General features: G+C 37.9%; 14 protein-coding genes. 9 read left to right on the forward strand and 5 right to left on the reverse strand.

Annotation, left to right across the window (positions count from 1 at the left end; translation table 11 throughout):
- Positions 1 to 133: 133 nt before the first annotated feature.
- Positions 134 to 523: a reverse transcriptase-like protein gene (locus tag MHB58_RS07185; protein WP_008404741.1), complete on the reverse strand. Its 390-nt coding sequence runs from the start codon at positions 521 to 523 to the stop codon at positions 134 to 136.
- A 111-nt stretch (positions 524 to 634) separates the two neighbouring features.
- On the opposite strand from MHB58_RS07185, the gene MHB58_RS07190 reads away from it, so the two are divergent.
- Positions 635 to 826, forward strand: a complete 192-nt coding sequence (locus MHB58_RS07190; RefSeq protein ID WP_008404740.1) for a zinc-finger domain-containing protein — start codon at positions 635 to 637, stop codon at positions 824 to 826.
- Between the two features lie 310 nt (positions 827 to 1,136).
- Here MHB58_RS07190 and MHB58_RS07195 read toward each other — a convergent pair whose 3' ends face one another.
- Complete coding sequence (locus MHB58_RS07195) at positions 1,137 to 2,132, reverse strand: YecA family protein (RefSeq protein ID WP_008404739.1); 996 nt, start codon at positions 2,130 to 2,132, stop codon at positions 1,137 to 1,139.
- Positions 2,133 to 2,366: 234 nt separating this feature from the next.
- Positions 2,367 to 3,266 carry a DMT family transporter gene (locus tag MHB58_RS07200; protein WP_340734912.1) on the reverse strand — a complete coding sequence of 300 codons (900 nt, stop codon included), beginning with the start codon at positions 3,264 to 3,266 and terminating at the stop codon, positions 2,367 to 2,369.
- 227 nt (positions 3,267 to 3,493) lie between these two features.
- On the opposite strand from MHB58_RS07200, the gene MHB58_RS07205 reads away from it, so the two are divergent.
- The 3 genes from MHB58_RS07205 (at position 3,494) to MHB58_RS07215 (ending at position 5,933) form a co-directional block, all read left to right on the forward strand.
- Complete coding sequence (locus tag MHB58_RS07205) at positions 3,494 to 4,366, forward strand: LysR family transcriptional regulator (protein WP_014824237.1); 873 nt, start codon at positions 3,494 to 3,496, stop codon at positions 4,364 to 4,366.
- Between the two features lie 14 nt (positions 4,367 to 4,380).
- A complete protein-coding gene (locus tag MHB58_RS07210) occupies positions 4,381 to 5,043 on the forward strand; it encodes a phosphopantothenoylcysteine decarboxylase domain-containing protein (protein WP_340734913.1) in 663 nt (220 codons plus the stop codon).
- 83 nt (positions 5,044 to 5,126) lie between these two features.
- On the forward strand, positions 5,127 to 5,933 hold the full coding sequence (locus MHB58_RS07215; protein WP_340734914.1) for a VOC family protein: 807 nt from the start codon (positions 5,127 to 5,129) through the stop codon (positions 5,931 to 5,933).
- A gap of 42 nt (positions 5,934 to 5,975) precedes the next feature.
- Here MHB58_RS07215 and MHB58_RS07220 read toward each other — a convergent pair whose 3' ends face one another.
- The gene (locus MHB58_RS07220; RefSeq protein ID WP_008404734.1) at positions 5,976 to 6,176 is read right to left on the reverse strand and encodes a cold-shock protein; all 201 of its coding nucleotides are present in this window, start codon (positions 6,174 to 6,176) and stop codon (positions 5,976 to 5,978) included.
- 189 nt (positions 6,177 to 6,365) lie between these two features.
- Here MHB58_RS07220 and MHB58_RS07225 point away from each other — a divergent pair, with 189 nt between their 5' ends.
- On the forward strand, positions 6,366 to 8,045 hold the full coding sequence (locus MHB58_RS07225; RefSeq protein WP_340734915.1) for a formate--tetrahydrofolate ligase: 1,680 nt from the start codon (positions 6,366 to 6,368) through the stop codon (positions 8,043 to 8,045).
- Positions 8,046 to 8,203: 158 nt separating this feature from the next.
- Here the strand turns inward: MHB58_RS07225 and MHB58_RS07230 are convergent, their stop codons facing one another.
- Complete coding sequence (locus MHB58_RS07230) at positions 8,204 to 8,356, reverse strand: hypothetical protein (RefSeq protein WP_008404730.1); 153 nt, start codon at positions 8,354 to 8,356, stop codon at positions 8,204 to 8,206.
- 276 nt (positions 8,357 to 8,632) lie between these two features.
- Here MHB58_RS07230 and MHB58_RS07235 point away from each other — a divergent pair, with 276 nt between their 5' ends.
- The 4 genes from MHB58_RS07235 to MHB58_RS07250 all read left to right on the forward strand — a co-directional run bounded on the left by MHB58_RS07235 (position 8,633) and on the right by MHB58_RS07250 (position 13,610).
- Positions 8,633 to 9,265 (forward strand): HD domain-containing protein, encoded by a 633-nt coding sequence (locus MHB58_RS07235; RefSeq protein ID WP_008404728.1) that lies wholly within the window; start codon positions 8,633 to 8,635, stop codon positions 9,263 to 9,265.
- Positions 9,262 to 11,148 carry an ABC-F family ATP-binding cassette domain-containing protein gene (locus MHB58_RS07240; protein ID WP_008404726.1) on the forward strand — a complete coding sequence of 629 codons (1,887 nt, stop codon included), beginning with the start codon at positions 9,262 to 9,264 and terminating at the stop codon, positions 11,146 to 11,148. The genes MHB58_RS07235 and MHB58_RS07240 overlap by 4 nt, the downstream gene beginning before the upstream one ends.
- Before the next feature lie 10 nt (positions 11,149 to 11,158).
- Positions 11,159 to 12,280, forward strand: coding sequence for a virulence factor (locus MHB58_RS07245; RefSeq protein WP_008404724.1), 1,122 nt, complete (start codon positions 11,159 to 11,161; stop codon positions 12,278 to 12,280).
- Positions 12,281 to 12,413: 133 nt separating this feature from the next.
- Positions 12,414 to 13,610, forward strand: a complete 1,197-nt coding sequence (locus tag MHB58_RS07250; RefSeq protein ID WP_340734916.1) for an aldehyde dehydrogenase — start codon at positions 12,414 to 12,416, stop codon at positions 13,608 to 13,610.
- The last annotated feature ends 69 nt before the right edge of the window (positions 13,611 to 13,679 follow it).

A 13,679-nucleotide genomic window follows, 5' to 3' on the forward strand; every position in this document is an offset into this window, starting at 1 on the left:
CGTTCCTTAACTGGAATAGATGGATCGTTTTTTGCCACAATTAGTTTTAGGGATTTTTGAATATTGATTTGGTTGAAAATGAAGGATTTCTTAATAATTTTTACCGCTTATCAAATTGCTTCAGGGAAGAGCCCTAATTATTTTTCAATATGGCCTCACGTGCAAGAACATCTGCTGCTTTGTTTTCTTTTTCCGGAATCCATTTAATGAAAAATAGGTCAAATTGTTCGATCAATGAGAGGGCCTGCTCTAAATAAGGTTTGAAGTCCTCATTTTTCACATAAGCTTTGTCGATTGAGCTTACAACAATTTTTGAATCGGAGCGCACGGAAACAAAGGAAGAACCGATTTTCAATGCTTCTTCCAAACCACGTAAAAGCGCAGTAAATTCAGCCTGATGATTGTTCGTATTACCGATTGGTTCACTGATTTTTACATGCTGTCCTTCACCTTTTATAAATATTCCAATCCCGCTAGGACCTGGATTGCCGGCACTGGCACCATCTATATAGACTTCTAGCATAATTTCGCTCCTTTTATGTTCTGTTCATTTAAGTATAACAAATACATGTAAGTTGGAGAAAATAAAAAAATAGCGTACAATAGTATAACAAATTAATGGGAGGTACATGACTTGAATAAAGTAGATGTTATGAAAGATATTGATGAATTAATGGATATGTACTGTGCTGATTGTCTAGTCATTCAGGACCTTCGAAAAGAACGAGGTAAACATGGTGCACACCGTTTCTGCATTGAATCTTGTACGGTAGGGGAACAGCTTCAGTTTCTTGGAAAAGAGATAATGAAAGTTTCCGAAAAATAATAATTTTAAAACATTCTTCTTACTATTGAATAATAATGTTTTTTTGATATAATAATTAAGTATTTCTTATTTACCTAGTATAAATCTCTGGTACAGATTTATTCTTAATAGGTAAATACTTCAGCGGAGTGGTTACCGTTGAAAAATTTCTTTATTTTTTAATCCTTTTTTATTAAAAAGGGAGAGACAACTTGTAATGAGTAGCGCATAACTACTATATTACAAGTTGTTTTTTTGTGGATTTATTATGAAAAAAAGCATAATAAAAAGCTACTTTCGACGTCTCGAAAGTAGCTTTTCTGTTTTGTGCTTAACTATTAACAAGTTGCTTTTCATTATAGAAAGCATTTAATTCCTGATAATATTTATTTAAAGAAGATGGGGAAACACTGAAGCTTTCGCCAATTTCTTTTACAGTGAATTTTTGATCAAATAAATCGTTCTCCTGACCAAATCTTACTGCACCGGCTGCTATCGCTCCCGCTTTACGTGCTGTAGGCTGCTTTTCGATTAAGTAATCTTCAACCAACGCTACGAAGCTCTCATTATTAATCGCTTTTTCAGTCATGAATGCTTTTAACTGTTCGACTACTTCCTGCTCGAAAGGTGTAAATTCTTCCCCTTCATAGCCGTTTTCGACTAAACCTTCCCATAATAATAAATGGTTTTCTTTTGTGAATTGCTCAACAGGTAAACGACTTGTTTTGTAAGCTTCTGTAAACTGTTCAAACGAAATCGCATGCTCTTTATGGAAGAAGATTAGTGTAGAGACAGCTAATACGTGGTTTTCCTTGTTTGAACCATCCGGTAATAAAAAGGCGAACACACGCATTCCTAGAGGGATTGATTTGTGGCTTTCTCGCTGAATATGATATGTTGTGCCAGTTAAAGCAGAGATAGCTGTAAAGTAATCATCTTGCACATCTTCGACAGTTCCGATGAAGAAAATCGGCTGTTCCCATGATTTCAATAATTCGATCATAGATGGGCGAAGTGCTTTCTTAGCTGTTTTTGCTAAGAAGTTTTGCCAAATATCAGGTCGTTGATGGAAGAAGTATTCGTCCAAAGCAACAGCTTCCACTAATTCCTTGTGTAATTTTTTTTCTAGTTTCGGTGCCCATGTACGAACCAATTCCATAAATTCACGGATATCTTTTCGTTCTGGGTAATTACTATAGAAAGTTTGTAATACGTTTTCGATTTCATCTTGGAAAACGTTTTGTGAAGTTACTTGATTTTTTCCTTCACAACATTTTTTGTATTTTTTTCCACTACCGCATAGACATGGGTCATTACGTCCAATCATTGTAACACTTCCTTTAATACAACTTTTAAATACTAATGTCGCAGTATTGCTACTAATAATAATAACGTCAGATTGTTATTATGAAAACTGATTATGTTTTTAGAACTATCAGAAAAATTGTTGCATTTTACATTATATTAAACTTTACATAAAAATAGAACAATAATAGAGTTAATTCTATCATTAATTTATAAAAAAAGAGACATTGCACGCTCGATGCGATGTCTCTACCTATTATAACGTAGTTTCAGAGTGAGTAGGTGCCGGAATTTTTTTCATTGCTATAAATTGTTCTAACTGAGCAACAGTATTGCCGATTAAAATAAATGCGCCACCAATCACAAGCTGTGCAGTCAATCCTTCGCCCAGGAAAATCATGGCGAAAAGAGCTGCGAAAATCGGTTCAAGTGAAAAGATTAACCCGGTATGTGTGGGAGAAGTATATTGTTGTACAACAGCCTGAGCAATAAAACAAAATGCCGTACAGATAATACCTAATCCAAGTACAGCAATCCAACCTGAAGAATTGGAAGGGAACATTGGAGATTCGAACATCATTGTGAACACTGCGCCAAACAAGCCGGCAATACCTAACTGATAGACACCATAAGAAATAGATTCAACATTTTTAGTAAATTTGCTGTTTAATATCAAATAGATTGAATAGCAAACTGCTGCAATCGCAACCAATAAATCTCCTGTCTGGAATGTCAGAGATTCTTTCAATGTCAGAACCGTAATTCCAATCATCGTAGCAACAACGGCAAAGCTCACTGCTCGCGAAGGAAGCCGTTTTTCAATGAAGCTTGTCATGATTGGTACTAATACAACCGTTAGACTTAATATAAAGCCTGCGTTACCTGCAGAAGTCGTCTTTAATCCTAATAGGGATAAGGCAAATATCGTGAACAATAAAAAGCCTTGTATCGATGCATATAAAATCGTTTTAATATTTACACGCAACATCTTCGGTAAAAAGATTAGCCCTGCAATGATAAATGCGATTAAGCATCGAAGTGCCACAACATTAAAAGCTTCCAAACTCTCAAGGCCCATGACCATGAATGTATACGATAGCCCCCAAAACATTGTAACAATCACCATTAAAATATTTGCTTTTCCTTGTAAACTCAAAGATGTCACCACATTTCTAAAAAGTAAGTTTTAAATAACCAGTAAAAATATGTATTATACGCCAAATTTAACTATAAGATTAATAGATTGAAAATGTTGTATCATCTACAAATCTGACCTGTTATAAAACAGTATAAAACACGATGTTGTGATTAGTAAAACGAATGTTTATAATGATTGATATGAAAATAATTCATGTTTAAAATTTATTAGTGGAGTGAATTATAATGAGTTTAGTAAAATACGAAATTTTAAATAAAGTGGCGGAAGTACATAGCTTTACTAAAGCGGCCTCTATTTTGGGCTTGACGCAATCAGCAGTAAGTCATGCGGTTTCAAGTTTGGAAAAGGAATTTGGATTTAATTTAATTCACCGAAATCGTACAGGTGTAACGCTGACTGAAGACGGTATGAAAATGCTATATGAAATGCGCAAAGTATTGTTGGCGGAGGAGCATCTGCAGCAGACCGCATCCAATATTATAGGTGTAAGCCAAGGGACAGTTCGAATTGGCCTAATATCGACGATTTCTACACATTGGATGCCGAACATCATTCATATTATGGATTCGCAGTTTCCGGGTATTCGTATTGAATTGCGCGAAGGGGATTATTATGAGATTGAACAGTGGCTATTACAGGGGGAAGTCGACTGCGGATTTTTAAATCGGACAAGCTCCAAACAGTTCGAGTTTATGCCGCTAAAACGCGACCCGCTGTTATGTATTGTGTCGTCGCATAGTCCACTATATGATAGAGCAGAGATCGATTTATTTGAAATTGAAGATACCCCGATTATAATGCCTTCCTATAAAGGAACAAATGATGTTATGACAACATTTGAGAAATATGGTGTATTTCCGAATATACGTTTTGAACTTTATGACGAAAAAGCCATCGTATCAATGGTAGAACATAATCTAGGTATTAGCATACTGCCTGAAATGGCGATTTCGATGCTGCCGGATACTGTAAAGGCACTGCCTCTAGTACAGGAAAGTTACCGGATCCTCGGTTTATCGACAAAGCAGAAGCTGTCACCGGCATCGCAAAAATTTGTGGAAATATTAAAACAGTGGCTGGAAAACGAAGAACACTAAAAGGGGAAACTACAATGCTGACAGGAAAAAAAGTATTAATAACGAGTGGCGGTACATTTGAAAAATGGGATAATGTCCGCGGCCATACAAACTTATCAAAAGGGACGATGGGGTGCTATTTAGCAGAAGCCGCACTGGAAAAAGGTGCGAGCGTCATATATATGCACGGTGTATTTACACAGCTGCCGGAACATCAAAATAAGATGCAGCTTATTAAATTTGAAGGTATTGAGGACTTAGGAGAAAAGCTGAAAACAATTCTTGAATCCGAGGAAATTGACTATGTCATTATGGCGGTGGCCGGCTCAGACTGGCTTATTGACAAAGTGTTCGATCAGCATGGCCATGAGCTGACGGAAAAAGGGAAAATGCCATCGGATGAACCACCGATTATCCATTTTAAAAAAGCGCCGAAAATATTGGCACAAATTAAAGACTGGGCGCCTGAAACAACACTAATCGGTTTTAAACTGGAAGCAACGGATGATGAAACGTATTTGTTGGAACGTGCTTCTGCAAGAATGGAAACGGCAAAAGCGGATTATATGGTCGCAAATAGTTCCAAATCTTTGTATGGTGCGATGGAGCCTCACTATATTATTCATAAATCAGGGGAGACTGTTAAAGTTGATGGGAAAAAGAACGCTGCAACTACATTAATCAATGTCCTTTCTTAAATGGAGTTTGCTCATTTTCAATTATCTATATATGTTATAATTTAGAATATTTAATCTATTTTAAACTGAAATGAGGTTGAAGCATGTACCAGTTCGATCATCTCGTCCATTTTGTTTCATATCCAGAACAGACATTGTTAAAATTACAAGAAGAAGGCCTTCATGTAGTGCCGGGAGGAAGCCATGAAGCGTGGGGTACATATAATACACTAAGCTACTTTGAGTTGGCTTATATTGAATTGATCGGCATTGAAAATGAAGAAAAGTTTCAGGAAGCTGCCAATAAGAAGTATTCATTACATGCAAGCTATAAAGAAAATCGCCGACGTGATGGATTGACGCGTTTTGCTGTTCGTACAACGACAATTGAACATGATGCGAAGCTATTTGCGCAAGCAGGTTTGGAAGTAGTTGGACCGGAACGTTATTCCCGAATACGAGAAGACGGCTCTGAAGTAAGCTGGCAACTGCTTTATATTGGTCATCCGAAATCGAAAATTGAATTTCCTTTTTTCATTCAATGGGATGAAGCAGATACACTTCGACGCAAAGAACTGACGGACCGCGGTATTATAGCGCAACATCCGTTAGGGAATTTAACGCTTCAGGCTGTCCATTTTGTTGTACCGAATTTTGATGCAGTGGAGCAAATTGCCCAACTATGTGGTGCGACAATTTTAAAAAAGGTCAATGAGGAAGAGAATGTAGAGTATTCGATTATTCTGCTTGATGAAGTGAAGCTTATATTTGTCAAGCCAATCGGTGATGGAGTCGCCTGGGATTATATGCTCGAACATGGCTACGGCATAAAAAAGGTCGTCATATCAGGTGCGACAGAGCAAAAGCATTTTACAATTGATGGTGCACAATACGAAATTAATAAGAAATAAAAAAAGCTGTAAACGATGAAAATCTTTCGTTTACAGCTTTGTCTATTTTTTTATAACATTCGCTGCCTGTGGACCCCGGATACCATCGACTAAATCGAATTCAACCACTTGTCCTTCATCCAGTGAACGAAATCCTTCTTCTTGTATGCCAGTAAAGTGTACAAAAACATCTTCACCATCTGCAGATTCTATAAATCCATAACCTTTTTCATTATCAAACCATTTTACAGTGCCTTGGTGCATCCGCTTTCTCCTCCGATACTGTCAAAATCAATTGATGAAACATGAAGATTCCAGAATATTACGAATAAACTATATCCTATAAAGATAAGAACTGTCAATAATTTGTCGATTTACATCGCTTTTTATATTTATTAATTCAGACAAAACAGACTATAATAAAGTGACTACATATAGAAAGCAGGGCAAAGCATGACAACAACTACGAAAAAACCATTATCAGATATTGAAATAGCCAACAAAGCGACAATGAAGCCAATTTTGGAAATTGCTGAAAATGCACAAATTCCATTAGATGCGGTTGAACAATATGGTCGCTTTAAAGCAAAAATTGATACAAGTAAAATTAGTGGTGAAGCAACGGCGAATGTGGTGCTTGTAACAGCGATAAGTCCTACACCTGCAGGAGAAGGGAAATCAACGGTAACAATCGGTTTGGCGGATGCATTGCACCAATTGGATAAGCGAGTAATGGTCGCTTTACGAGAACCTTCATTAGGACCGGTAATGGGTGTAAAAGGAGGTGCTACCGGCGGCGGTTATGCACAAGTATTGCCGATGGAGCAAATCAATTTGCATTTCAATGGCGATTTCCATGCAATTACGACTGCGAATAATGCATTATCTGCATTGATTGATAATCATATCCACCAAGGGAATGCATTGAACATTGATCCAAGACGAATTGTCTGGAAGCGTGTACTGGACTTAAATGACCGTGCACTGCGCCATGTAACGGTCGGGTTAGGAGGTCCGATGCAAGGCGTACCTCGTGAAGACGGATTTGATATTACAGTAGCTTCTGAAATTATGGCCATTTTCTGTTTGGCGACAAGCCTGAAAGATCTGAAACAGCGTTTAGCACGCATTGTAATCGGTTATACGTATGATCGTAATCCGGTAACTGTAGGTGATTTACAAGTAGAAGGAGCACTCGCTCTTATTTTGAAGGAAGCAATGAATCCAAACTTGGTTCAAACAATTGAAGGCACACCGGCCCTGATCCATGGTGGACCATTTGCCAATATTGCCCATGGATGTAATTCAATTACAGCAACGCAAACAGCACGTAAACTTTCGGATATTGTTGTAACAGAAGCAGGATTTGGTTCCGATTTAGGGGCGGAGAAGTTTTTAAATATTAAAGCACGTGAAGCAGGATTTAAACCGAGCGCTGTTGTTATTGTTGCGACAATTCGTGCACTAAAAATGCATGGCGGTGTAGCAAAGGCTAACTTAGTGGAAGAAAATGTGGACGCATTAAAACAAGGTATTGCCAATTTAGCACAGCATGTAGCCAATGTTCGTAACTTTGGGTTAGAGCCGGTCATTGCTTTAAATCGTTTTATTACGGATTCTGAACAGGAACTGAAAGCTGTTTTACAATGGGCCGCATCAAATGAAGTTCGGATTGCCCGCACGAATGTTTGGGAAGAAGGCGGTAAAGGCGGTATTGAGCTTGCCGAAAAAGTACTCGAAGTAATTGAACAGCCGAATACTTTCCACCATTTATATGATTTGCAAGAAACCGTGGAACAAAAATTAACGAAAATTGTACAACAGGTGTATGGTGGTGCAGGTGTGCAATTAACGGATGCTGCGAAAAAACAGTTAGCAGTCATCGAAAAAAATGGGTGGGACACTCTGCCGATCTGTATGGCGAAAACACAATATTCATTATCGGATCAACCAAGCTTAGTAGGCAGACCAACCGATTTCGTTGTTACAATTCGTGAAATTCTTCCGAAGTTAGGTGCGGGATTCCTTGTTTGCATAACTGGGGATATTATGACAATGCCAGGCTTGCCAAAACAGCCGGCAGCACTGAATATGGATGTGGCTGAAGACGGGAGTGCACTTGGATTATTTTAAAATGAAAATATATAGCGACCGACAAGAAATTGCTGTCTGAGGACAAAAAAACGCCTGAGCGATTAATAAAAGTAAAAGAAACGTATTCGTTTGATTATTCATTCGAATACGTTTCTTTTATTTGCTGTGAATATTTAGTTTAAATTTACGTTCGTCCATTAAAACATGATTTGTAGAAGGTTAGTCGCAATCATAAAAGTGGCACTTAATCCGTATGCAACCGATCCAATTAAAATTGGTGAAATAACAATTAGTCCCTTACGTTGACTTTCATTCATATTTGGTGCTACAGCTTGCATCATTCTTTGCATAATTAACACTCCTTTTCCCTGTTTTATGTTTCCTTATTTCTAGTATATGTCACAAATTTGTAAAAAACAAGCATTTAGTTCACATTTTGGACAAAAATTATCTCCGCATAATGAAGGATACTTGATTTTTCGTGTAAAAGTTGCTAAGGAGGGGGTTAGGGCAAGTGTGGGGAAGACGGAATTTTTTAGCAATAAACATGTCAAATAACTGAAGTCATCCTACTTCTCGTGGTAATATAATTATGTAAACTATAAAAAGAAAATGGTGAATGTAACATGTCCGAAGTAATCGTACGTTGTGAACAATTAGTAAAAGAAATTTATGAAACAATGGATGCAAGCCATGATTTTCAACATATTGAGCGTGTCTATCAAAACGCTATGACAATACTGAAATCAGAACCTTTAGCAAGTGGAAAAATCGTGAGTTTAGCCGTGCTGCTGCATGATGTCAGTGACGAAAAATATGCTGTCGATAAACAGCAGGAACAGCGGATCCTGGATGAACTTGATTTAACGGAAGAGGAAAAACAACATATCCAAACGGTTATTGCAGAGGTTTCATTTAATGGAGGCAATGAACGGGAAATTACAACAGTTGAATCGAAAATCGTCCGGGATGCAGACCGACTGGATGCGATTGGTGCGGTAGGGATTGCGCGGACGTTCGCATACGGTGGTGCGAAAGGACGCAAGTTATATGATGATGCAGAAGAAGTGCGTGTAAATATGACGAAAGAACAATATCGCAGTCAATCCACAGCCTCTGTTACGCATTTTTATGAGAAGCTTTTATTATTGAAAGATTTAATGGTAACTGCAAAAGGGCGCGAAATGGCTGAAGAACGTCATGCCTTTATGGTACAATTTTTAGAGCAGTTAAAAAAAGAAAGAGACGGGATTTCATGAGTCATTTAATCGTATCAAACTTAACAAAAACAGTTGGCGAAAAAACGCTATTTCAAAATATTGAATTTACCATTTATGACGGGGAACGTGCAGGATTAATCGGGATAAACGGGACAGGAAAATCTACTTTATTATCGATTATCGCCCGAAAACAAGATGCGGATTCAGTGGAATTTGACCATCCGAATAAATACCGTATTGCCTATTTGGAACAAGATCCCCAATTTCCGCAAGATTTAACGGTTTTACAAGCTGTATTTAGCGGAGATTCACCAATATTACAGTTAAACCGTGCCTATGAAGAGGCGGTAGCGGCATTGTCCCAAAATCCGCAATCGGAAAAGCTGCAAAATGAACTATTTCGATTACAGCAACAAATGGACACGGAAAATGCCTGGGACGTCAATGCTTTGGCAAAGCAAGCATTAACGAAGCTTGGGATCGACATGTTTGACCAGCAAGTAACGAGCCTTTCGGGTGGACAGCAAAAACGTGTTGCATTGGCAAAAGTATTAATTGAACCGGCAGACTTATATTTACTGGACGAGCCAACAAACCATTTGGATGTCACATCGACGGAATGGCTGCAAGAAATGGTAGCACGTCTTAAAGGAGCGGTCATCTTTATTACCCATGACCGTTATTTCCTGGATGAAACAGCAACACATATTTATGAATTGGCAGATAAAACATTGTACCGTCATACAGGATCGTATGGGGATTTCCTGGAAGCACGGGCAATTCGTGAAGAAATGAATGCAGCTTCCCAGGCGAAACTGCGTAACCGCTACCGTTCGGAATTAAAATGGATACGCCGTGGTGCAAAGGCACGTACAACAAAGCAAAAGGCACGAATTCAGCGTTTCGATGCATTAGATGAATCAATCGACCGTTCGAATGATCAGACGGATCTGGAATTAGGACTGGCAACAACACGTTTAGGAAAAAAAGTATTGGAATCGGATGGGATTTCCAAAGCTTATGGAGACCGAGTCATTATTCAGGATTTCGAATTTTTACTGCAGCACGGGGACCGTATTGGCATAATTGGCGCAAATGGTTACGGGAAATCGACACTCCTTAACATGCTTGCAGGGGAAATTGAACCGGACAAAGGTGAGGTCATTGTCGGGTCCACTGTAAAGCGTCTGCATTTCAAACAAGTATTGCCTGCCATGAATGAAAATGCACGAATGATTGATTATATCCGTGAAGCTTCAAATGATATTACCGATTCTGACGGTGTTCGTTATTCTGCATCGCAAATGCTTGAACGTTTTTTATTCCCGCTGAACACACACGGGACACCGATCAGCAAGTTATCGGGCGGTGAGCGCAAAAGACTTCACTTGCTTCGTCTATTGATGGAGCAGCCAAACGTATTGCTTTTAGACGAGCCGACGAATGATTTGGATATCGAAACATTGGGTGTTCTTGAAGATTTCATCGAAAACTTCCCTGGCGTTGTTATTACAATCAGTCACGATCGTTTCTTCTTGGACCGTATTGCGAAAAAGCTGTGGATTTTGGATGGAAAAGGCGGTGTATCGGAAAGCCTGGATATCTATACCGATTATTTAGCAAAACGCGAGTCCGAGCTGCAACAGGAAGCGAAAGAAATGAAGCTGGAAAAGCCAAAAGTTGAGAAACAGAAATCAGAAAAGAAAAAGCTATCATTTAAAGAGCAGAAAGAATGGGAATCGATTGCTGATACAATTGCTCAGGTTGAAGAAAAAATTATGACAACTGAAGATGAAATTTCATCAGCTGGTTCGGACTTTACAAAACTTCAACAACTGACGTCTGATCTTGAAAAACTAAATCAGGAATACGAGCAATTAATCGAGCGTTGGAGCTATTTAGACGAAATTGCAAATGGATAGGAGCATAACAATGAAAATTTTATCAATTGAACCAACACCAAGTCCAAATTCAATGAAAGTAATCATCGATCAGGATTTACCATTTGGTAAAAGCTTTAATTATACAAAAGACAATATTGGTGAGGCATCACCTGAGATGCAAGCCATCTTTGGAGTAGAAGGTGTAAAAGGCATTTACCATGTATCGAACTTCCTGGCGATTGAACGTAATTCGAAATATGCTTGGGAAAATATTTTAGCCGATATTCGCCGCGCAATTGGCGGAGAGGCAACGGAAAGCACGGAGTATGAGATGAATGAGCATTATGGGGAAGTAAATGTGCATGTTCAAATGTACAAAGCGATTCCATTGCAAATTAAAGCATTTGATGGTGAAGGAGAAGTGCGAATTAGCGCTGGAGACCGTTTCACGACAGCTTTTAAACGTCTGCAATTCAGTGTGACTGACGAAAATTATATTTTTGAACGAAAATGGGTCGATTTTGGTGTTCGCTATGGCGATAAAGAACAAGTTGTACAAGAAGTGATTAAAGAAGTAGATGCACTTTATCCGCAAGATCGAGTGGAAACTATTGTTCAGTCTGCTAACGAACAAGTTGTCACAGCAGCGCATGAGCGTAAAGAAGTGACTTTAGAACAATATGAGCGAGTGGAAGATTGGCAACAACGCTTCCAGCTGTTGGATCAATTACCGGATCCGGAAGTAAAGGATATTCCTTTGTTCGAAAAAGCGCTGGAAGATGAGCAAATGTCGATACGACGCCTTGCAACCGTTTATTTAGGGATGATTGAAGATGTAGCGGTCGTTCCAGCTTTGACGAAGGCATTGAATGATAAAAGTGCAGCCGTTCGCCGTACAGCAGGCGACTGTATGAGTGATTTAGGATTACCGGAATTTGAGACGGCCATGATCGCTGCATTAGGTGACAAAAATAAACTCGTCCGCTGGCGCGCGGCAATGTACTTGTATGAAGCAGGTACAGAGCATGCAATTGACGCATTAAAAATGGCGAGTGAAGATAAAGAATTCGAAGTAAAACTACAGGCAAAAATGGCGCTTGCCCGTATTGAAGGCGGAGAAGAGGCTAAAGGTTCAGTGTGGAAACAAATGACAGAAAGCCGCAAAGCATAAATTTTAAGCTGCTAACGAAATAATCGTCAGCAGCTTTTTTGTTTATTTAAATTTACATTATTTAGTTTGGTAAATGGTATAATTTGAGAATATGGTATATATTTAAAAATATACTAAAGAGAGGTGGTCCATGATGGAGGAGCTATTGTTGAAAAATCCTAGCTCTTTAAGCGCTGAGCGTAAAGAGGCACTGTTAAAGTTACTTTATTCCGAACAATGCACTGACTCCATAATATTGAAAAGTGATGATTTTTATTTATTTTTTCATGATATTTGGTCACTTTTTGAAATTGGAGAAAAGTATGAAAGTGAAATTGTAGATGGAGATATTAGACTGAAAGAATGGCGAATTTTTATATTGGAATTTTTTTCTGCCAGAAATTTAGATAAATTGAACTTTGAATACTTAACCAATTCCTCTGTAAAAAAATTTTTTATAGCACTATACATATGGAAAAAAATTAAAAGAGAATATTTTCTGGATATGCGGAAAACATTGAAGATCGAAAAATTTAACAATGAATTTGTGAAGGAACAAGCCGATAATCAAGTTAATAAGGACATTTATCACGAAATGCATTTGAAGATTCAAAATAATTGGTACTTGAATTTATTTAAGTTCAATTCTATTTACGACAGAATTTTCGAAGAAGCCCTGGAAGAAACCAAAGCGGTAGAACTGCTATTCGGTGACACGATATGGGAAACAATCAGCAATGAGAATTTAAAGAAATTATTGAGTTATATTGAATCAAGGCACTTTTCAGAAGTTTTGTTTTGGAAAACCAAATTTCAGACAGAACAATTTCTGGAAGTTGGTCTGGATCCGAACAGTACATATGTATTTTGTGTTCAAAAAGATATATCAATGAAACGCAGCCTTACTTTACAAAAAGGATTGGCACTGGCCGTTTCGGAATTTTCACAAAAACATGAACACAATTTTGTTTTTTTACCATTCATAAACGCAATTGATCAGGAAATGATTACACATAAAGATACTACAGATTATAATTATTACTTTGAGCAGGATAAATCATTCGGACTTAAAACCGAACCGATTAACTATAAAGGTGTGATTAATTATGCCTTTACGATGTTGAAGTTAGAATTATCCCATAGCAGTAGCGGCAAAATCTATTTAATCTGCAATGAATTACTATTTGATGACTTTCCAAATGAAGAAGATTGGATATCGGCTGTAACCCACTACAAAAAGTTAAAAAATATTGAAATTGTCGTTATTTATATGGGGGATAAAACAAAACTGCAGCAAATATGGTTTGCAGATAAAATATTGATTCCCCAACAACTGGCCCAATTTAAATAATAAAAAATAAACTCTAAATAGTAAGCGCTTAAATTCAGCCACTATTGAGAGTTTATTTCTATTTTGGAT

The sequence above is a fragment of the Solibacillus sp. FSL K6-1554 genome, assembly GCF_038005185.1.
GTDB classification, from domain to species: Bacteria; Bacillota; Bacilli; order Bacillales_A; family Planococcaceae; genus Solibacillus; species Solibacillus silvestris.